The organism is Burkholderia sp. BCC0419 (genome assembly GCF_902830285.1).
GTDB lineage: Bacteria > Pseudomonadota > Gammaproteobacteria > Burkholderiales > Burkholderiaceae > Burkholderia.
This window is the reverse complement of record NZ_CADESR010000005.1, coordinates 38537-59304: the sequence shown is the minus strand read 5'-3', so window position 1 is coordinate 59304 and position 20768 is coordinate 38537. Positions and strand designations below refer to the sequence as shown.

The window sequence follows — 20768 nt, the reverse complement described above, 5'->3', positions numbered from 1 at the left end:
TTTAATCCTTTTTACGGAATTTGTATTTAGTAATTGTACGAAAATATTGGTCGATATTTAAGTGAACGCGTGCGGTTTTATCGACGCGATTTGAAGCGAACAAGACGCGTCCCTATCGCCATAGCAGCTTCGCGCGATCGTGCCGCCGCACGGCCTCGGCGAAGCAGTGAATCAGGTAGTCGCAGGCCACCGTGTTCAACGCGTCGCGGCGCGTGAGTACGCCGACCGACACGGCGGGAATCGTTTCCGCCACGTCGATCGCGACCATCCGTTCGCGAATCCAGTCGATTGCCATGAAGCTTTGGGGCACGCACGACACGGTGTCGGTATGCACCGACAGCGAAAACGCCGCGCTGAACGACGTGCATTCGACGATCGGCTGCGGCGCCGGATAGCCGTGCGCGACGAACACGTCCTGCAGCAGCCGGCCGATGCTTTCCGGCGACGTGTTGAGGATCCACTGCGCCGCCTGCAGTTGCGCGAGCGACGTGCAATGACGCAGCGGATTGCTCGCGCGCGTCATCAGGATCAGCTCCGATTCGAGCAGCGGCCGGAACGTGAATTCGGGCGACAGCCGCGCCGCGTCGACGATCGCGATCACGAAATCGAGCGAGCCGTCGCGCAGGCGCGGCAGCGCCGTGTCGAGAAACCCTTCGCGCACGTCGAGGCGAATGGCCGGCATCCGCTGGCGGAACGCGTCGAGCGCGGCCGGCAGGAAGCCGAGCGAGATCAGCGGCGTCAGCGCGCAGGCGAGCGCGCCTCCCGTGCCGCCCGACAACTGGATCACGTCGTCGCGCGCGTGCTGCATTTCCGCGAGGATCAGCCGGGCGCGCGCATAGACGGCCTGCCCGAAGCGGGTGAGCTGTGCGCCGCGCGCATTGCGCGTGACGAGCGGCACGCCGAGATCGAGTTCGAGTTCGCGGATCGCCTTCGTCAGCGCGGGCTGCGACAGATGGATCGCGCGCGCGGCCGCGCGCAGGCTGCCGTGTTCGGCGATGGCGGTAAGCGCCCGGAGCTGATGGTGTTTCACGGCGTGGCGTGGCGTGGCGGGGCGCGGCGGCGGTTGCGACGCTCGTATCCTACCTGCGATGGCGCCGGGGAAAATACGTGATAACCGTGCGTTATCACGATCGAAAAATGTCGCTCCGGGTGATGTGTCTTGAATGTCTAGACTGCATGCGCGGGCCGCCGAACCGGCTGCGCACACGAGACGCACAACCAGTACGGAGACACACCTTCATGAAGGCGCCCCGAGCGGACGGCATGCTCGGCGGGCATGTCGGCGACGTTGCCGCATCCCCGTCCAATCGTCGGCTGATCGTCGCAATCACGATCGGCAACGGCCTCGAATTTTTCGATCTCACCGTGTTCAGCTTTTTCGCGGTGCTGCTCGGCAAACTGTTTTTTCCCGCGGTGTCCGCCCAGCAGCAATTGCTGATGTCGGTCGCGACCTTCGGTGTCGGCTTCATCGCGCGGCCGGTCGGCGGCGTCGTGATCGGGCTCGTCGCCGATCGCTTCGGCCGCGTGCCGGCGATGAACCTCACGCTCGTCACGATGGCGATCGGCACCGGGATGATCGGCGTGCTGCCGACCTATGCGCAGATCGGCATCGCGGCGCCCGTGCTGGTGGTCGTCGCGCGGCTGCTGCAGGGCTTTTCGGCCGGCGGCGAGGTCGGCGTATCGACGTCGCTGCTCGCCGAGCGCGCGCCGCCCGGCGAGCGCGGCTACTACACGAGCTGGCAGTTCGCGAGCCAGGGCGCCGCGGCGCTGGCCGGCTCGTTCGTCGGCTTCCTGCTGTCGTATTTCCTCGAACCGGCGGCGCTCGAATCGTGGGGCTGGCGCGTGCCGTTCCTGCTCGGCGTGCTGATTGCGCCGGTCGGCCTCTATCTGCGCGCGCGCTTCAATGCGATCGAGCAGCACGCGCCGGCCGCGGCCGCGCGGCGTCCGTCCGCGGTGCTCGGCACGGTGCTGCGGCGCGACGGCCGTGCGGTGCTGATCGCGCTCGGCCTCGTGATCGGCGGCACGGCCGCGCACTTCATCGTGCTGTATTACATGTCGACGTATGCGATCAGGGAGCTGCACCTGCCGATGGATACCGCGCTGTGGTGCGGGATCCTGTCCGGCGCGGTGATGTTCGTCGCCGCGCCGCTCGGCGGGCGGCTGTCGGACCGCACCGGCAGCAAGCGCATCGCGCTGTGGTCGCGCATCGCGCTGACCGTGCTGATCCTGCCGGGTTTCTGGCTGATCCGCGCGGTGCCGTCGATCGCGACGATGTATGCGGTCGTGATGCTGCTCGCCGCGCTGCACTCGATCAACGCGGGCGCGAACGGCGTGATCCTCGCCGAGCTGTTCCCGAAGAGTACGCGGGCAACCGCGCTGTCGATCGCGTATGCGGGCGGTGTGTCGATCTTCGGCGGCTTCGCGCAGTTCATCGTCACGTGGATGATCGGCGCGACCGGTAACCCCGCGGCGCCGGCGTGGTACGTGATCGTCTGCGGCGTGCTGTCGCTCGTCGCGCTCGCATTCGCATCGGATCGCAGCGGCCACGATGCGTGACGGCGGGCGCTTCGTTCTTTCCACTTCGCGCCGAACCGTATGACGGCCACCGTTTCGTTTTCGTCCGCGCCGGCTGGCGTCGTGGCCCACCCGTCGACCGAGGCGCCGCTCCTGTCGGTGCCGCGCGGCATCGGCGCGACCGGCATGCAGATCGGCATACAGATCCGCGGCCGCTATCGCGAGCAGTGGAGCGTGCTGCAGGTCGGCCACGCGTACGAGGTCGCGGCCGGCCGCCGCCGGTTACCGTCCGCTGCCGCTGCCGCTGCCGCTGCCGCTGCCGCTGCCGCTGTCGCTGCCGCTGTCGCTGTCGCTGTCGCTGTCGCTGTCGCTGTCGCTGTCGCTGCCGGCGCGATGCGCCGACTGGTCGACCCGATTCATTCCTGACCGTTCCGGTTCCCACCGGAGCAGGCCGCGCGCCTGCGGGGGACGCGCACGCCTGCGTTTGGCCATTCGACCCGCGCAATGGAGACCTTCCGATGAAAAAACGGCTGTTGGCAGGCGCGGGTGTCGCGCTGATCGCGGGTGCGGCGCATGCACAGGGCAGCGTGACGCTGTACGGCATCATCGACGAAGGGCTGACCTACACGAGCAATCTCGCGATGACGGGCCCCAACGGCACCGTAAGCGGCAAGCCCGCGTGGCGGATGCTCGGCGGCGTGCAGCAGGCGAGCCGCTGGGGGCTGCGCGGCGTCGAGGATTTCGGCGGCGGGCTCGCGGCGGTCTTCACGCTCGAGAACGGCTTCGATCCGAGTACCGGCAAGCTCGGGCAGGGCGGGCTGATGTTCGGCAAGAAGGCATTCGTCGGGCTGTCGGGGCCGTTCGGCACCGTCACGCTCGGGCGGCAGTACGACACCAACGTCGACTTGCTCGGGCCGCTCGAAGCGGCTGCGCTGTTCGGCGGCTACATGGTTGCGCACCCCGGCGACCTCGACAACGTGAACAACGCGAACTCGACCAACCACGCGATCAAGTTCACGAGCAACGACTACGGCGGGTTCCGCTTCGCGGCGATGTACGGCGTCGGCGGCATCGCGGGCGCGGCGACGCGCAACCAGGTGTGGTCGATGACGGCGGCGTACACGCGCGGGCCGCTCGCGGCCGCGGCCGGCTACCTGAATGCGCGCAACCCGAACGTGTCGTTCTTCGGCACGACGGGCAGCCCCGCGCCGGTCGTCGGCGGTGTGCCCGGCAACAACATGCTGTCGCCCGTCTATTCGGGCTATGCGTCGGCGCGCACGCTGCAGGTCGCGGCGGCGGGCGGCACCTATGCGCTCGGCGCGGTGACGCTCGGCGCGATGTATACGAACACGTCGTTTCGCCGGCTGGGCGACCTGTCGTCCGGGCCCAACCCGGGCGGCGTGTCCGGTAACGCGGTGTTCAACAACGTCGAGGCGAGCGTGCGCTATCAGTTCGCGCCCTACCTGTTCGGCGGCGTCGCGTACGACTACACGCGCGGCGGCGGCGTGAACGGCCGTGACGGCGCGACGTATCACCAGGTCGCGGCCGGGCTCGACTACTTCCTGTCGACGCGTACCGACGTGTACCTGACCGCGGTCTATCAGCGCGCGTCGGGCGCCGATTCGACGGGGCGGGCAGCCGTCGCCGCGATCAACGGCCCGGGCGCATCGGCGAACGATCGCCAGTTCGAGGCGCGGCTCGGCATGCGGCACAAGTTCTGACGGGGCGCGGCTGCGGCCGCGGCGAGCGATGATATGCTCGCGGGACGCCCGCAACCGACGGGCGGTTTCACGATGCCCGTGCGCGACTGCGTTGCGCGGCGTTTCCGAGGGAAGAACCGACATCATGAGCCGCAAATTCATTCTGAAGGGCGACACGACCGATCACGGCGGCGTCGTGCTCGAAGGGATCGCCAATTCGTCGTTCGACGGGCGCGAACTCGCGTATCTCGGCGCATCCGTGTTCTGCGCGGCGTGCAAGTCGCCGGGCGTGATCGTGTCGGACGGCGGCGAGCGCACGATGACCGTGATGGGCAAGGTCGTCGCGCTCGAACACGACCTGTGTCAGTGCCAGTGCACGCCGCTGCCGAAACTGATCGCATCGCAGGCCACCGGGACGATCTCGGGATGACCGCCGCCGCGCGGAGGCGTTCGTCGTCCGCGCGGCATCGATGCACCGATGCCTGCCGTCAGGCGCTGCCTTCGGTCTCGATCACGAGGATGCGTGCTTCGCCGAGCGGATGCGCGACGTGCTCGGTGCCGGCCGTCGCGTGGAACACGTCGCCCGTTTCGAGCACCGTCGCGTGCTCGACGCCTGCTTCGCGGTAGCGCATCTCGACGCGGCCATCGAGCACTGCGAACACCTCCTCACCGTCGTTCACGTGCCAGCGATACGGCTGGTCGGTCCAGTGCAGCCGGACCGTGATGCCGTTCAGGTTCGCGATGTCGAGGGCGCCCCACGCGTGCTCCGCCGTGAATGCGGCACTCCGGATGATGTTCATCGATGTGTTCTCCGGCACGCGTGTGCGCCGCTTTCCAGTGATTTTTCCGACATCCGCACTCAGCGCGACGTTGCGCGCAGCGCCTGCTCGACGATCTGCTTGCGCTTCGCGAAGCCGGCGGCCGTACGTTCGGTGACGCGCTCCACGACCGCAGCCGGCGCGGTGTCGGGCGAGCCGGCGTCGAACGGTGGTGCGGGCGCATATTCGAGCTGCAGCTGGATCGCCTGCGCTTCTTCGTCGCCGACCAGCTCCGCGGCGATCGTCAGCGCGAAGTCGATGCCGGCCGTCACGCCGCCGCCCGTGACCAGGTTGCCGTCGCGCACGACGCGCTCGCGCACCGGTATCGCACCCAGCGGTTCGAGCAGCGCGTGGAACCTCCAGTGCGTCGTCGCACGCCGCCCGCGCAGCAGGCCGGCCACGCCGAGCAGCAGCGAGCCCGTGCAGACCGACGTCACGTAGCGCGCGGTGGCCGCGCGCTGCTGCACGAACGCGATCGTTTCGGCATCGAGCAGCAATTCGTTGATGCCGATCCCGCCCGGGATGCAGATCACGTCGAGCGGCGGGCAGTCGTCGAACGTGCAGGTCGGCGCGAGCGCGAGGCCGCTGCTCGACGCGATCGCGTCGCGCGACTTCCACACCAGATGGACGGCTGCGTCCGGCAGCGACGCGAGCACGTCGTGCGGCCCGGTGAGGTCGAGTTGCTGGACGCCCGGAAAGACGAGAAGGCCGATATGCAGGGTCATGCGAAGGCTCCGAGAGGGAAGGGAACGCGCGCCGTTCGGCACGGGATGGACAGATCGATTCTAGGCGCGTAGTGTTTGGCGAAATTGCCATATCACCCACGTTTTCAGCCAATCGCCATGCCTGCCGCCGCCCCGCGTTCGATCCTGGTTCTCGCGTTTCCTCGTGCGCAATTGCTCGATGTGACGGGGCCGCTGCAGGTGTTCGCGTCCGTCAACGAACTCGCGCTGGAGCGCGGGCAGCCGGCGCCGTATGCGCCGCACGTCGTGGCCGTCGAGGCCGGGCCCGTCGAGACGTCGTCGGGCCTCGTCGTGATGGCCGAGTCGCTGCGCGCGGCTGCGCGCCATCCCGATACGCTGATCGTCGCCGGCGGCAAGGGCGTACATGCGGCGTCGAAGGATGCGCGGGTGGTGCGCTGGGTGCGGCAGCAGGCCGGGCGGGCGCGGCGCGTGGCGTCGGTCTGCACCGGCGCGTTCCTGCTCGCCGAGGCCGGCTTGCTCGACGGGCGGCGCGCGGTCACGCACTGGGCGCGCTGCGACGAATTCGCGGCGCGCTACCCGAACGTGCGCGTCGAGCCGGACCCGATCTTCATCCGCGAAGGCGCGCTGTGGACGTCGGCCGGCGTGACGGCCGGCATCGATCTCGCGCTCGCGCTGGTCGAGGAGGATCTCGGGCGGGCGACCGCGCTCGACGTCGCGCGCGAACTCGTCGTATTCCTGAAGCGCCCGGGCGGACAGGCGCAGTTCAGCACGATGCTGTCGATGCAGCGCACCGCCGACCGGTTCGGCGAGCTGCACGCATGGATGGCCGAGCACTTGACGGCCGACCTGTCGGTGCCCGCGCTGGCCGAGCGCGTGAACATGAGCGAGCGCAGCTTCGTGCGCCACTATCGCGCGGAAACCGGCCGCACGCCCGCGCGCGCGGTCGAGCAGATCCGTGTCGAGGCCGCGCAACGCCTGCTCGGCGAAACGGCGTGGCCCGTCAAGCGGATTGCCGGGCGTTGCGGCTTCGGTTCCGAGGAGACGCTGCGGCGCAGTTTCGTGCGCGTGCTCGGCGTGTCGCCGCAGGGATATCGCGAGCGGTTCGTGCGGTAACGGACGACGGATGAGCGGGGCCGGCGCGGCGCCGCCCGGAACTGAACGGAAATCGGTCGGTTTCCAGTCCGAAGCGTCGAAACTATTCAGGATCGGAGAACAATAGGCGGGGGCTTGTGCCGCGCCCGCCGCGCGCTCTATTCTGTTCCGTTGGCGATTCGAAGGGGGAAGCAGCATGGACCGCATCCAGGCAATGGAAGTTTTTACCCGCGTGGTCGACGCGAACAGCTTCACGCGGGCGGCCGACACGCTCGCGATGCCGCGCGCGTCGGTGACGACCATCATCCAGAATCTCGAGGCGCTGCTCGGCGTGCGCCTGATGCACCGGACGACGCGCCGGCTGTCGCTGACGCCGGAGGGCGCCGCGTACTACGAGCATTGCATGAAGATCATCACGGAGATCGCCGAGGCCGACGCGAGTTTCCAGGCCGGCAACCGCAAGCCGAGCGGCATGCTGCGCGTCCACATGCCCAGTTCGCTCGGGCGGCGCATCGTGCTGCCGTCGCTGTCGATCTTCCGGCAGCGCTATCCGGACATCACGCTCGAACTGGGGCTGTCCGACCGCTACGTCGATCCGGTCGAGGAGGGCATCGACTGCATGATCCGGGTCGGGCCGCTTGAGGATTCGTCGATGGTCGCGCGGCGCATCGGGATGCTGAAGCGCGTGACGTGCGCGTCGCCCGATTACCTCGCCCGTCACGGCGAGCCGAACGAGATTGCCGATCTCGTCGACCATCATGCGGTGAATTTTCGTTCGAGCCACGGCGCGCGGGCGATTCCGTGGGTGTTCATGATCGACGGCAAGCCGTTCGAGGTGCGGATGAACGCCAGCGTCACGGTCAACGATTCGGATGCCTACGTGACGTGCGGGCTCGAAGGCTTCGGGATGATCCAGCCGACGCTGTTCATGGTGCTGCCGAACCTGCTCGACGGCTCGCTGGTCGAAGTGCTGCCGGACTGCAATCCGAAGCCGAAACCGATCTCGATCGTCTATCCGCACAACCGGCATCTGTCGCAGAAGGTGCGCGTGTTCGCCGACTGGATCGCGGAGGTGTTCGAGTCGACGCCGGCGCTGGAGGGTGGGGAGAATTGGCGGGGAAAGGTGGGGGCGCAGACGGAGCGGGGGCCGCGCAGTTCGGTGGCGGCGTAGCGCGCTGGGGGGGCGGCCGTGGCGTCCGGCCGTTTAAGCCTCAGCTACGGAGTGGGTTGCGCGGCGTCGTAGCGCTGCGTTTCATGCGGGCGGTCCGTCGCAATCGCCCCGTCGGTTTCCGGCGCCGCCGCGCGGTTCGCTTGATAACGCGAGACGATACTTTCGTATTCGAAAACGCGTGAGTATTCGGCTGTCAATCTCCTGTCGGGGATGTTTCGTCCATTTTCCGTCTCTCGAATGTCCGGGCTTGTGCCGGCCCGTCCCTTCTGATGACGAGTCGAGCGCGCTGCCGCGACAGGTATCTGGTTTTCAATCAACGGGATACAACGTCGGGATCGGGACTATGATTATATGATTAGACAAAATCAGACGAAACGAGGGGCGTGAAAAAGCATGGCCGACGCGGAAAGGATTCATCATATTCTCGACTATTGGCACAAGATCGAATTCTTTATTCCTTTCGATTTGAAGCAGGTATTCGAGCATGCCGAAGACGACGCGGTTAGATGGGTCGCGCCGAGCGATCTCGCGCGGGGTGCAGTGCCGCTGTGGCAGGTCGGCGAGATCCCCGAAGAGCGCGAGCTGACGGGGTTCCGGCTCTATCTCGGCGTATTCGACATGCAAGCCATTGTCGAGTTTGCCAATGAGCTTGCACCGGAAGGTGCGGGGATTTCCCCGGAGGAGGAAGAGCGGACGGCGCTCGATGGTCGATCATGCATGGCTCGGATAACGTTGAACGCTTTTGGCGAACCCGCGTTCGACCCGTTGTCCGTCTCGACTGTGCCGTGGGCGATCGGCACGGCCCGGCGCGACGGACTCGAGATGCTCGGTTCGGCCGCGTTCGACGTGGCAAGAAGGCGTTTGTCCGAGCAACTGGTCAATTTCGAGGCCGAGCGACGTAGGCGACGATCCGGTACGAAACGGGCCGAGTCGTCTATTCCGTTGGGAGGAGATGAAATCCTGCTGCTACGCGATCTCCTGGCGGATTGGAGCGGCTGGGAATCGAACGCGGACTCCACTGTCGCGCTTCTGGAAATCGTGACGCGCGAGAAAAAGCCGCGCACCAAACCGTTGAACGAGGCGGTGGGCGTCGCACAGGACGATGCCGAATCTCCGGATCGGGAAGAGCCGGCGGCACACGACGAAGATGACGATGATGCCGACGACGGCGGTCCAACGGTCGACATCCTGAACAGTTTCTACATCGAGGATATCGAGCGCTGCATGGCGTCTGTCGGAGCAGGCGATGAACCGGCGACGATCCGGGCCTATCTGACGCCGGGAGATGTGCAGCGGCGAATCGACCTGTATACCGATGCCGGTCGCGCAGCGATCGTCGATATGTTGCATCCGTCAAGAACGAATGCTGGGCGCTGGCCCGCGGATGCGCCGCAGAAAATGAGCCTGATGCAGCAGTTTGCGATCAACGCGGCTTTCGACCATTTGCGGGAAGAAGGATTGTTTTCTGTCAATGGCCCCCCCGGAACGGGGAAAACGACGCTGCTTCGGGACATGATTTGCGAGAACGTCGTGCGACGTGCGAATCGGCTGGCGGCGCTGGGGCGCGCGGCAGATGCATTGGCCGACGTGAGCACGGGAATCCCCTTCGTGGACGGCGAGGCGCCACGAATTCGCGCGTTGCGCGCGGAGTTCACGGGTTTTGAGATGGTGGTGGCCTCCTCGAACAATGCGGCCGTCGAGAATATTTCGAACGATCTGCCCAAGTGCAAGCAACTGGGAGACGAGTGGCGTCGGGTGCGCTACTTGCAGCCGGTTGCACACAAGATCGCGGCGCAGGTAGGCGATCGGAGGATGGCGAAACTCGACGCTGACGATGTGCCCTGGGGGCTCGTTTCGTGCGCGTTGGGCAACGCCGACAATCGATGGCGCTTCAAGGAGCGCTTCTTTAGCGATTTCCGGCCACTGGAAGAGCGCGGCGGACCCGACGACCCGCAGGCCATATGGGCATGGCGCGACGGCTATTCGGGACCGACATTCCAGTCGGCGAAAGAGACCTTTCTCGAAGCGAATGCCGCGTATCAAGCCGCGCTGTCCGAACGGGTGGCCTACAGGGCGTTGCATGCGGAGTGGGGCGAGATCACCGAGGCGCAATTTGCGCAGCCGGCCATGGAAGCGTTGGAGCAGGCAAAGAAGCATGTTCGCGAGACGGACGCCGAACTCGTCGCATGCGACGCTCGGTCGGAAGCGGTTGGCGCGGCGCTCGCGGAGTTGCAGGAAGAGGAGCGTTTGCTCGATCGCGCCCGTCCGGGTTTCTTTTCCCGGTTGTTCCAGGCGGACGGTGCCCGGCGGCACATGGAGCAGGTGACGAGGAATGCACGCGAGCAAATCGACGTTCGCCGGGCCATTGTGCAATGTCGGACGGATGCGGAGTCGGCGCGCCGGTCGTCGGACGATGCGCGATCGCACGCGAAACAGGCGGAAGCCGAACTGGTCAAGGCCCGCGGCATGTGGGCGCAACAGCACGCGTTGCTTGCCGAATGGCGCCTGCGGTTCGGAGAGGCGAGCTTGCCGGTCCGCTGCGACCAGATCGAATCGGACAAGGTGCAGCGTGACGGCTTTGGGCACGACGACGAGTTCGCACGTCTGCGATCGGGGCTCTTCGTCGCGGCACTGACGCTGCACGAGGCCTGGCTCGCGGAGGTTTCGAGAAAAGGAGGCGGCTTCGGCGGCAATCTGGTTGCGATACGAAAACTGCTTGGCGGTATGAGGCTGGAGAATCCGGCCGCCGCGGAATGGATATGGCAAAGCCTGTTCATGGTGGTACCGGTTGTGTCGTCGACCTTCGCATCGTTTGCTCGCCAGTTTCGCGGGATGGGGCCGCGGTCCATCGGTTGGCTGTTTATTGACGAGGCCGGGCAGGCCGTGCCGCAAGCGGCGGTTGGCGCGTTGTGGCGGGCTCGGCGCGCCGTGGTGGTGGGAGATCCGCTGCAGATTGAACCGGTATTCACGGTGCCGACTCGATTGATCAATGCATTGGCCGACCTGTCGCCATACACGTCCGATGGGCGGTGCTCGCCCGCCAGGGTATCGGTGCAGAGGCTTGCCGACGATGCGAATCCTTTTGGTACGTACGTGCCGGTGGACGGGGAAGAACCGTTGTGGATCGGGAGCCCGCTTCGGGTGCACCGGCGCTGCTTCGACCCGATGTTCACGATTTCGAATCGGATCGCGTATCACGACAAGATGGTCTATGGGCTGGATTCTCGCGACTCTGCCGGAGATCCGCTTGAACGACTGGGGAAGAGCGCGTGGATCGATGTGCGAGGCCGCACGTCGGAACGGCAGATCGTACCGTCGCAGATCGAGGCAGTCGTTGCGCTGGTGGCGCGGCTGTATGCGGATTCCGGCGTTTTGCCGCCGTTGTATGTGATCTCCCCTTTCAAGGCGATCAGAAAAGCGTTGCTGGATCGCTTGCGGAAAATCGACTGGCTGGCCGACACCGGCCGACGAGGGCCGGCGAGCAAGGTCTGGAAACGATGGTGTTCGCAACGTATCGGCACCGTACATACGTTTCAGGGGAAGGAGGAAAGTGTCGTCGTGTTCGTGCTCGGGGCGGACCATGAAAGCGGTGCGTCCGCGAACTGGGCGGCATCCAAGCCGAATCTCTTGAACGTGGCGGTGACCCGTGCCAAGCATCGTTTGTTTGTTGTCGGCGATGCATCGCTCTGGGGTGGCCTGAAGTACTTCAGCGAAGCCCGATTCCGCCTTGGGGACGCGATTTCGGCAGAGGAGTGGCTGGCGAGAACGGACGAGATGCCGCACGGCCATCCGGCTTGACGGAGGACCGTAACCATTGTGACGCCCATTTACACCCATTTGGGGGGGGGCGGAGAAATGGGCGTAAATGGGTGTGGTATTGGTTTATGTTTCGAATCGATACCCTTCAGATCGCACCGGAAGTCTTGGGCCTGATTGCCCGGATCGACGAATTCAAGGGCGCGTGGCGTGCGTTGGGTAGACGAGTGTGATTGCCGCGGCGCACACGCGCGCCCGATTGAGCGGATACCTCGTCCGTAGGACGGGGTAGACGCGATTTATCCGGGTCTTGTCGCCCGTGAGGGTGGCCCGCGTGCGGGCCAGGTCAGGTTGCTCGGTATCGAGCAACCTGAGTCGACTAGACCGAGGCACGACGGAGGCGGTTGCCTTTCGAACTGCTACTTGGGGGGGGCGTGAACTAATTAATGCAGTGTCTGTCAGTTCGCGCGGGCCCATCCAAAGGACGCCTCAAGCTGACGTAACACATCGAAGGTGTCTCGACTTGCCACACCGAAATTACGACACACGTTTGGGATCTTCACTTTGGTCGTGTGTTCGTTAAATTGCTCGTGTGTAGCGACGCTCCAGCCAATCGTTCGCGCTTTTGCGATGAGCCAAGGATCTGCGCCGCCGAGAAATTGGTCTTTGTTCGGCCGCGTATATCGATCGACAGATTCAACGTGCTGGACAATTTCCGCGAATGCCGTTTGTGTTGCGTCATCGGAAACGTCAAAAAACCAGCCGGTGTTACGGCGCTCTTCGATCCATTGGGCAAGCGGATCCCCACGACCTGCTAACTCCTCATAGACTTCACCGATACTTGCAACTAGTCCGCGCGCGTTTGCATCATCTAGCCAGGCCCAAAAGCCGGGACAAATATCGTTCGCGTAGTAGCGGTTCTGGGCTTCGATAAAGATATTGGTATCCAGCAGGTACATTTTTATTTTTCCCCGTACACAGTACTTGCAAGCTTTCTCAGGTTTGCAGGCGCAACACCAAGCAAGCTGCTGGCATCCCGCAATAGCATTCGCCCTTCGAAGGCCATTCCCAGTACCGCTTTTGTGAGGGTCTTGCTGTTTCTTACCGCCGAGGTTTTGTAAGGGTCTCCACCGCTGGCTTGTCGAGCTGCGGCTGCTGCCCACGCATCACGTTCGCCTTGGTAAAAGGCGAAAAAGTCGTCCCACCTTGCCAGGCGGAGTTCGACCGCACGTCGACCAATAACCACTCCACTAACTTTGAACTGGCGAGCTAGCTCCCGTGCTTGGGTTGCGAGGTCGGCGTTAGCGTTCCACGCAGTGAGGAACACGTCGGCCGGCACCAGGAACTCCGCAGCTGCAGCGTTACAGAGTTTTTCAACGTCTCCGCTTTGGCGCCCAATCGCGCCAATTTTCTCATTGGAAACGCCGCTTGCTCCCAACCACAGATGGGCCAGTTCATGGATGAGTGTGAAGATCTGGGCTGCCTTCGCGTCCTTTCCGTTGATGAAGATGACGGGAGCGTAAGAGTCTGCGACTGCAAACCCGCGAAACTCATCGACCGAAAGAGGGCGATGTGTATTGGTGCCCACAATGCCGGAGCGCATAACGAGGACTCCGATGTCCTCGATCTTTGTCATCAGCAGCCGCAGGTAGTCTTCCCAGTTTCCGCTATCAGCACGTTGCTGCTCCGTAATCGATAGGGTGCGCCTGATATCGGCTGCGATTTCAGCAGCGGAATTACCGGTTCCGTACCGACCAATAAAGGGAAGGGGTTCGTCACCTTGCAGTCTTCGATACTCCTGGAACCACGCTTGCTTCCTTAGTACATCGCTGAGCACGTCACGGAAGTCGATGCTTAAGGGGCGCAATGGGTCGTCGCCAACTGTCCGGAAGTCCGCGATAGGCAGCGGTTCGTCAGGCGGCCGGGGTAGGTATAGGTATCCGAACGGAATATGGGTGATTTCGGCGATACGCCGAGCTTGCCGAAACGTTGGTTTGCGCTCGCCTGTTTCCCAAGACGAAACGCGAGCTTCCGCTGTTCCCAGTTTGCTGGCCAAAGCGGGCGCGTCGATACCAGAGCGCCGAAGAGCCCAAGTCAGTATCGCAGGATTGATGTGCGCCTCGGCCATGATTCGTACTCGTCGCGTGGACTGGTTCTAGTTTTTGTTTCGGCGAGCGCGTCAGCGCGTGACGCCGGCGGCATATGAGCCTCTGAGTTCAGCGAATCATACCCGATAGGGTTGAGACGTAGTGTGAACTAGATGATCTGCACCCAGGCAGCCAGAGCAACTGGTTGACAGGGAGCAGAAACGACAAAGGGTTAGCCGAAGCTAACCCTTTGTTTTGTTTGGTGGCGAATCAGGGATTCGAACCCCGGACCTGCGGATTATGATTCCGTCGCTCTAACCGACTGAGCTAATTCGCCGAAGACTTGAATTATGTAGATTGCCCATCAGGCTGTCAACACCTTTTTTCATCTCTCCCGAAAAAAGGTGCCAGTGAGACTCACACCAGCCTGCGTTGCGGGCGGGTGCCGGTCGCCGGCAACGCCCGCCGACCGATTTCCGCCCGCTGCGACCGGGCGTCAATCCTGCGCGTAGATGTCCGAGTCCTTCGTCTCCTTGACGAACAGCAGGCCGATCACGAAGGTACCCAGCGCGATCACGATCGGATACCAGAGCCCCGAATAGATGTTGCCCTTCGCCGCGACGATCGCGAATGCGGTTGCCGGCAGGAAGCCGCCGAACCAGCCGTTGCCGATGTGATAGGGCAATGACATCGACGTGTAGCGGATCCGCGTCGGGAACATCTCGACCAGCATCGCGGCGATCGGGCCGTAGACCATCGTCACGTAGATCACGAGGATCGTCAGGATGACGATCGTCATCGGCCAGTTGAGTTGCGCCGGGTCAGCCTTCGCCGGGTAGCCGGCTCCCTTCAGCGTCGACGCGAGCGTCTTGTCGAACGCCGCGCCCTGCGCCTTCGCGTCGGCCGCCTTGCCGTCGTAGGTCTGGATCACCGTGTCGCCGACCTTGATTTCGGCCAGCGCACCGGCCGGCGCCGCGACGTTCTCGTAGTTCAGGCCGGCCTTCGAGAGCGCGCTCTTCGCGATGTCGCACGAGCTGGTGAACTTCGACGTGCCGACCGGGTTGAACTGGAACGAGCAGGTGGCCGGATCGGCGACGACCGTGATCGGCGCCTTCTGCGTCGCGAGTTCGAGCTGCGGGTTCGCGTAGTGCGTGAGCGCCTTGAACAGCGGGAAGTAGGTCAGCGCCGCGATCAGGCAGCCCGCGAGGATGATCGGCTTGCGGCCGATCTTGTCCGACAGCGAACCGAAGAACAGGAAGAACGGCGTGCCGATCAGGAGCGCGATCGCGATCAGGATGTTCGCGCTGGCGCCGTCGACCTTCAGCGTCTGCGTGAGGAAGAACAGCGCGTAGAACTGGCCCGTGTACCACACGACGGCCTGGCCGGCCGTCAGGCCGATGAGCGCGAGGATCACGATCTTCAGGTTCTTCCACTGGCCGAACGCTTCGGTCAGCGGCGCCTTCGACGTCTTGCCTTCCGCCTTGATGCGCAGGAACACCGGCGATTCGTTCAGCTGCAGCCGGATCCACACCGACACCGCGAGCAGCAGGATCGACGCGACGAACGGCACGCGCCAGCCCCAGTTGCCGAACGCCTCCTCGCCGATGAACGTGCGCACGCCGAGGATCACGAGCAGCGACAGGAACAGGCCGAGCGTGGCCGTCGTCTGGATCCATGCGGTGTAGAAGCCGCGCCGGTTGGCCGGCGCATGCTCGGCGACGTAGGTCGCCGCACCGCCGTACTCGCCGCCGAGCGCGAGGCCCTGCAACAGTCGCATCGCGATGAAGATCACGGGGGCGGCGATGCCGATCGACGCGTAGCCGGGCAGGAAGCCGACCACGAAGGTCGAGACGCCCATGATCACGATCGTCACGAGGAACGTGTGCTTGCGGCCGACGAGGTCGCCGAGCCGGCCGAACACGATCGCGCCGAACGGCCGCACCGCGAAGCCGGCCGCGAAGCCGAGCAGCGTGAAGATGAACGCGGCGGTCGGATTGACGCCGGAGAAGAAGCTCTTGCTGATGTAGGCCGCGAGTGACCCGGCCAGGTAAAAGTCGTACCACTCGAACACGGTGCCGAGCGACGACGCGAAGATCACCTTCTTCTCTTCGCCCGTCATCGGCGAGTGCGAAACTTGCCCGCCTAACGTTGCCATGAATCGTCTCCAAGTCGCTTGATATAGATATGCGGCCGCCTTGGGTGGGCGGGCCTGTCGACGATTATTGGCACGGAAACTTACGGCGCACTGACTCGCGCGTACAAAACGACTGCGCGTTAACCCGGGTCGAATCGGCCGCTTCGCGGGCCGATCGTGGCGCGAACGGCCGGTAAATCGCCGGTTTCGACGTATTGGCGCCGAGCCGCGGCGGCGCGCGTCAGGGTTAATCCTGGGCGGTGTCGGCCAGCGGCAGGCTGATGCGCACGAGCGTACCGGCGAGGCGCGGCGCGTGCTGGTAGACGTGATCGTCGAGCGTCAGCGTGCCGCCGTGCTGCGTGGCGATCTCGCGCACGATCGCGAGCCCGAGGCCGCTGCCGTCGCCTTCGCGGCCGAGGATCCGGTAGAAGCGCTCGACGACGCGCTCGCGCTCGCCGGCCGGGATGCCGGGGCCCGTATCCTCGACTTCGAGATGCACGCGTCGCGCCGCGGGCTCGGCCTGCACGCGCACGGTGATGCGGCCGCCTTCGGGCGTGTAGCGGATCGCGTTGTCGACCAGGTTGCCGAGCATCTCGCGCAGCATCACCGGGTTGCCGTCGACATTGAGCGGCGCATCGTCGTCCGGGCCCTCGTACCCGAGGTCCATGCGTTTCGCGAGCGCGGCCTGTACCCAGTCGCGCACCGTGCGCCGCGCGAGCGCGGCGATCTCGACCGGCTCGAACGTGAGCCCGCTCGCGCGGTTCTCGGCGCGCGCGAGCGCAAGCAGTTGCGTGACGAGCCGCGCGGCCTGCTCGGAGCTCGTCGCGATCTGCTCGAGCGAGCGCTGCACGTCGGGCGGCACCGGGTGGCGCAGCGCGAATTCGGCCTGCGTGCGCAGGCCCGCGAGCGGCGTCTTCATCTGGTGCGCGGCGTCGGCGATGAAGCGTTTCTGCAGCGCCATGTTCTGTTCGAGCCGCGCGAGCAGGTCGTTGAACGACGTGACGAGCGGTTCGATCTCGGGCGGCGCGCGTTGCGCCTCGACGGGCGACAGGTCGTCGGGCCGCCGCGCGCGAATGTGCGCCTGCAGTGCGTTGAGCGGCGCGAGCCCGCGCGACAGCCCGAACCAGACGAGCAGGATCGCGAGCGGCAGGATCACGAATTGCGGCAGGATCACGCCCTTGATGATGTCGTTCGCGAGCGCGTTGCGCTTGTCGAGCGTCTCGCCGACCTGCACGAGCACGGGCTGCGCGCCGCTCGCCTGCGGCAGCGCGACGGTCGTATACGCGACGCGCACGTCGTTGCCGCGCAGCAGGTCGTCGCGGAACACGACGACGCCCGGCGGCGGGCGGTCCTCGTCGCGCGGCAGCGGCATGTCGGCCTCGCCCGCGACCAGCTCGCCGCGCGTGCCGAGCACCTGGAAGTAGACACTGTCGATGTTGTCCGCGCGCAGGAAGTCGCGCGTTTGCTCCGGCAGCGTCAGCTCGGCGACGCCGTTGACCGGATGGATCTGCCGTGCGAGCACGTATGCATTGGTCTCGAGCGCGCGGTCGAACGGGCTGTTCGCGATCGTCTTCGCGACGAGATAGGTGACGGCGATGCTCATCGGCCACAGCAGCAGCAGCGGCGCGAGCATCCAGTCGAGGATTTCGCCGAACAGCGAGCGCGGGCGCGGCGTTTCGGGCGATTCGGTTTCGTCGGGCGGCGCGAACGGGTTCTCGTAGCGCGCGTCGCGCGCCTCGTCGGCAGCCGACGACGGCGCGCCGGTCGGGTGGCGGGAATGGGCCGGCGTGGCCATCGCGGCGCCGCCCGGCGTCAGCGCAGCGGCGTGCCGGCCGCCGCGGGCTGAGGCGCCGCCATGTCGGCCGGCGTCGCGGGCGCGACCTTCTCGAGGCAATAGCCGAGGCCGCGCACGGTCGAGATCCGCACGCCGCTCGGTTCGATCTTCTTGCGCAGCCGGTGCACGTAGACTTCGATCGCGTTGTTGCTGACTTCCTCGCCCCATTCGCACAGGTGATCGACGAGCTGTTCCTTCGACACGAGCCGGCCGATCCGCTGCAGCAGCACCTCGAGCAGGCCGAGCTCGCGCGCGGAGAGATCGAGCACGTGATCGTTCGCATATGCGATGCGGCCGACCTGGTCGAACGCGAGCGAGCCGTGGCGCACGACGGTCGGGCCGCCGCCGGCGCCGCGCCGGGTCAGCGCGCGCACGCGCGCCTCGAGCTCGTTGAGCGCGAACGGCTTGGCCATGTAGTCGTCGGCGCCGAGGTCGAGCCCCTTCACGCGTTCGTCGACGCTGTCGGCGGCGGTCAGGATCAGCACGGGGAGATTGGAATTGCGCGCGCGCAGGCGCTTGAGCACGTCGAGCCCGGACATTTTCGGCAGCCCGAGATCGAGGATCAGCAGGTCGAAAGTCTGCATCGACAGCGCGGTGTCGGCGTCGACGCCGCTCTTCACGTGATCGACGGCATAGCCCGATTGGCGGAGTGACCGGGTGAGGCCGTCCGCGAGTATGCTGTCGTCTTCGGCGATGAGAATTCGCATGTTGCTGACCGATGCCGGCAGGGCGTTCGCGCCGGTGCGGCTGTCTCCGAAGTTATTTGTGTACAACGCTCTGCATTGCGGGCTTGCACAAAACACTGTTTTTTTATACAGTGTCTGCATTCGTGGGCAGCGCTTGAAGCGGGCGCGCCTCTAACAGACGCTGCTCATCATAGCAAAGGACGATTCATGGAAGATAGCAAGAAGGGCTCCGGGATGACCGCCGAGAAGAGCAAGGCGCTGGCGGCCGCGCTCGCACAGATCGAGAAGCAGTTCGGCAAAGGGTCGATCATGCGCATGGGCGACGGCGAGGCGGCCGAGAATATCCAGGTCGTCTCCACGGGGTCGCTGGGTCTCGACATCGCGCTGGGCGTCGGCGGCTTGCCGCGCGGCCGGGTGGTCGAGATCTACGGTCCGGAATCGTCCGGTAAAACCACGCTCACGCTGCAGGTCATCGCTGAACTGCAGAAGATCGGCGGCACAGCAGCCTTCATCGACGCCGAGCACGCGCTCGACGTCCAGTACGCATCGAAGCTCGGCGTGAACGTGCCGGAACTGCTGATCTCGCAGCCGGACACCGGCGAGCAGGCGCTGGAAATCACCGATGCGCTGGTGCGCTCGGGCTCGATCGACATGATCGTCATCGACTCGGTCGCGGCGCTCGTGCCGAAGGCCGAAATCGAAGGCGAGATGGGCGATTCGCTGCCGGGTCTGCAGGCTCGCCTGATGTCGCAGGCGCTGCGCAAGCTGACCGGCACGATCAAGCGTACGAACTGCCTCGTGATCTTCATCAACCAGATCCGGATGAAGATCGGCGTGATGTTCGGCAATCCGGAAACCACGACGGGCGGCAACGCACTGAAGTTCTATTCGTCGGTGCGTCTCGACATCCGCCGGATCGGCTCGATCAAGAAGAACGACGAGGTGATCGGCAACGAAACCCGCGTGAAGGTCGTCAAGAACAAGGTATCGCCGCCGTTCCGCGAAGCGATCTTCGACATCCTGTACGGCGAAGGCATTTCGCGTCAGGGCGAGATCATCGATCTCGGCGTGCAGGCGAAGATCGTCGACAAGGCGGGCGCCTGGTACAGCTACAACGGCGAGAAGATCGGCCAGGGCAAGGACAATGCGCGTGAATTCCTGCGCGAGAATCCGGAAATCGCACGCGAGATCGAGAACCGCATCCGCGAATCGCTCGGTGTCGTCAGCATGCCCGATGGCGTAATCAACGAAGCCGAGGCGTTGGACGAAGAAGAGTAATGGTTGCGCGCCGAGGTCAGGCTGGCGAGCCGGAGGAGCGTGACACGCCCGAAATGGCGGGTCGCTCCGGCCGGCGAGCCGGATCCTCGGGCGCCGGCCGGCGGGACGCAGGCGGCAACGCCGCGAACCGCGCCGCGACGAGGGCATCCGACGATGCCCTCGTTTCGTTTGAGATTGCCGCACCGGACGATCCGTTCGACGACGATGAGTCGTTCGACGCACACGATCGCTCCCGCCGTCGCGTGTCCGGTGTCCGCTTCCCGGGCGAGCGCGCAGCCGACGCCGCCGCGCCGGTCAGGGAAGATGTCTATACCCGCAGCAGCCAGCATCCGCGCCGCGCCCGCCGCGCGTCCGGCGGCTCTGCCAGCGCGGCTTCCGGCGACGAGCCGGGCGCCACCGAGCGCAAGTCGTCGAAGCCGCCGCGGTCGTTGAAGGGGCGCGCGCTCGGCTATCTGTCGAGACGCGAATACAGCCGCGCGGAGCTCGCGCGCAAGCTCGCACCCTACGTCGGCGAGGACGAATCCGTCGAACCGGTGCTCGATGCGCTGGAAAAGGAAGGCTGGCTGTCCGACGCGCGCTTCGCCGAGAGCCTCGTGCATCGTCGCGCATCGCGCGTCGGCGTCGCGCGCATCGTCAGCGAACTGAAGCGCCATGCGGTCGGCGACAGCCTCGTCGAAGAGGTGAATGCCCAATTGCGCGAGACCGAGTTGACGCGCGCGCAGGCCGTCTGGCGCAAGAAATTCGGTGCACTGCCGCAAACGCCCGCGGAGCGCGCGAAGCAGGCGCGCTTCCTTGCCGCGCGCGGCTTCTCGAGTGCGACCATCGTGAAGTTGCTGAAAGTCGGCGACGATTTCCCGATCGACGACTGACGAGCCTGGTCGCGCGCGTGGCGCGCGATTTTGCTGCATTGCAACCGCTTCCGGCAGGCGGGAATACCCGCCGTCGCGGCAAACTGTCTCAAATACCCAATATGCTAAAATCCACGGGTTTTCCT

18 protein-coding genes and 1 tRNA gene are annotated in these 20768 nt (G+C 65.2%); 10 read left to right on the top strand and 9 right to left on the bottom strand.

The window, feature by feature from the left end; all coding sequences use genetic code 11:
- Positions 1 to 112: 112 nt before the first annotated feature.
- Positions 113 to 1030 carry a LysR substrate-binding domain-containing protein gene (locus tag HWW87_RS24065; protein WP_175822435.1) on the bottom strand — a complete coding sequence of 306 codons (918 nt, stop codon included), beginning with the start codon at positions 1028 to 1030 and terminating at the stop codon, positions 113 to 115.
- A gap of 209 nt (positions 1031 to 1239) precedes the next feature.
- Here HWW87_RS24065 and HWW87_RS24060 point away from each other — a divergent pair, with 209 nt between their 5' ends.
- The 4 genes from HWW87_RS24060 (at position 1240) to HWW87_RS24045 (ending at position 4644) form a co-directional block, all read left to right on the top strand.
- On the top strand, positions 1240 to 2556 hold the full coding sequence (locus HWW87_RS24060) for an MFS transporter (protein WP_175822434.1): 1317 nt from the start codon (positions 1240 to 1242) through the stop codon (positions 2554 to 2556).
- Positions 2557 to 2595: 39 nt separating this feature from the next.
- Entirely contained in the window at positions 2596 to 2940 is a 345-nt protein-coding gene (locus HWW87_RS37005; protein ID WP_208449965.1) for a hypothetical protein, read from the top strand.
- A 92-nt stretch (positions 2941 to 3032) separates the two neighbouring features.
- Entirely contained in the window at positions 3033 to 4235 is a 1203-nt protein-coding gene (locus tag HWW87_RS24050; protein ID WP_175822432.1) for a porin, read from the top strand.
- Between the two features lie 124 nt (positions 4236 to 4359).
- Positions 4360 to 4644 (top strand): PAAR domain-containing protein, encoded by a 285-nt coding sequence (locus HWW87_RS24045; RefSeq protein ID WP_174389790.1) that lies wholly within the window; start codon positions 4360 to 4362, stop codon positions 4642 to 4644.
- A gap of 58 nt (positions 4645 to 4702) precedes the next feature.
- Here the strand turns inward: HWW87_RS24045 and HWW87_RS24040 are convergent, their stop codons facing one another.
- Both HWW87_RS24040 and HWW87_RS24035 read right to left on the bottom strand, forming a co-directional pair.
- A complete protein-coding gene (locus tag HWW87_RS24040; RefSeq protein WP_175822431.1) occupies positions 4703 to 5014 on the bottom strand; it encodes a cupin domain-containing protein in 312 nt (103 codons plus the stop codon).
- 59 nt (positions 5015 to 5073) lie between these two features.
- Positions 5074 to 5757, bottom strand: coding sequence for a DJ-1/PfpI family protein (locus tag HWW87_RS24035; RefSeq protein ID WP_175822430.1), 684 nt, complete (start codon positions 5755 to 5757; stop codon positions 5074 to 5076).
- Positions 5758 to 5874: 117 nt separating this feature from the next.
- Here HWW87_RS24035 and HWW87_RS24030 point away from each other — a divergent pair, with 117 nt between their 5' ends.
- The 3 genes from HWW87_RS24030 (at position 5875) to HWW87_RS24020 (ending at position 11797) form a co-directional block, all read left to right on the top strand.
- Positions 5875 to 6849: a GlxA family transcriptional regulator gene (locus tag HWW87_RS24030; RefSeq protein ID WP_175822429.1), complete on the top strand. Its 975-nt coding sequence runs from the start codon at positions 5875 to 5877 to the stop codon at positions 6847 to 6849.
- Between the two features lie 175 nt (positions 6850 to 7024).
- Positions 7025 to 7999 (top strand): LysR family transcriptional regulator, encoded by a 975-nt coding sequence (locus HWW87_RS24025; RefSeq protein WP_175822428.1) that lies wholly within the window; start codon positions 7025 to 7027, stop codon positions 7997 to 7999.
- 393 nt (positions 8000 to 8392) lie between these two features.
- Complete coding sequence (locus tag HWW87_RS24020) at positions 8393 to 11797, top strand: ATP-binding protein (RefSeq protein ID WP_175822427.1); 3405 nt, start codon at positions 8393 to 8395, stop codon at positions 11795 to 11797.
- Positions 11798 to 12213: 416 nt separating this feature from the next.
- Here HWW87_RS24020 and HWW87_RS24015 read toward each other — a convergent pair whose 3' ends face one another.
- The 6 genes from HWW87_RS24015 to HWW87_RS23990 all read right to left on the bottom strand — a co-directional run bounded on the left by HWW87_RS24015 (position 12214) and on the right by HWW87_RS23990 (position 18517).
- Positions 12214 to 12714, bottom strand: coding sequence for a DUF4411 family protein (locus HWW87_RS24015; protein WP_175822426.1), 501 nt, complete (start codon positions 12712 to 12714; stop codon positions 12214 to 12216).
- A gap of 2 nt (positions 12715 to 12716) precedes the next feature.
- Positions 12717 to 13883, bottom strand: a complete 1167-nt coding sequence (locus HWW87_RS24010) for an XRE family transcriptional regulator (protein ID WP_175822425.1) — start codon at positions 13881 to 13883, stop codon at positions 12717 to 12719.
- A gap of 219 nt (positions 13884 to 14102) precedes the next feature.
- Positions 14103 to 14179: transfer RNA gene (locus HWW87_RS24005), tRNA-Met, on the bottom strand.
- 159 nt (positions 14180 to 14338) lie between these two features.
- Positions 14339 to 15997, bottom strand: coding sequence for an MFS transporter (locus HWW87_RS24000; RefSeq protein ID WP_175822424.1), 1659 nt, complete (start codon positions 15995 to 15997; stop codon positions 14339 to 14341).
- Positions 15998 to 16223: 226 nt separating this feature from the next.
- Complete coding sequence (locus HWW87_RS23995) at positions 16224 to 17771, bottom strand: sensor histidine kinase (RefSeq protein WP_175822423.1); 1548 nt, start codon at positions 17769 to 17771, stop codon at positions 16224 to 16226.
- Positions 17772 to 17788: 17 nt separating this feature from the next.
- On the bottom strand, positions 17789 to 18517 hold the full coding sequence (locus HWW87_RS23990; protein WP_175822422.1) for a response regulator transcription factor: 729 nt from the start codon (positions 18515 to 18517) through the stop codon (positions 17789 to 17791).
- Between HWW87_RS23990 and HWW87_RS23985 the strand changes: the two genes are divergently transcribed.
- The 3 genes from HWW87_RS23985 to recX are packed head-to-tail and all read left to right on the top strand — an operon-like array spanning position 18516 to position 20643.
- Positions 18516 to 18671 carry a hypothetical protein gene (locus HWW87_RS23985; RefSeq protein WP_174389798.1) on the top strand — a complete coding sequence of 52 codons (156 nt, stop codon included), beginning with the start codon at positions 18516 to 18518 and terminating at the stop codon, positions 18669 to 18671. The two genes, HWW87_RS23990 and HWW87_RS23985, sit on opposite strands and share 2 nt — an antisense overlap.
- A 32-nt stretch (positions 18672 to 18703) precedes the next feature.
- Positions 18704 to 19774, top strand: a complete 1071-nt coding sequence (gene recA, locus HWW87_RS23980; RefSeq protein WP_175822421.1) for a recombinase RecA — start codon at positions 18704 to 18706, stop codon at positions 19772 to 19774.
- Positions 19774 to 20643 (top strand): recombination regulator RecX, encoded by an 870-nt coding sequence (gene recX / locus HWW87_RS23975; protein WP_175822420.1) that lies wholly within the window; start codon positions 19774 to 19776, stop codon positions 20641 to 20643. Before recA ends, recX begins: the two co-directional genes overlap by 1 nt.
- Positions 20644 to 20768 lie beyond the last annotated feature (125 nt).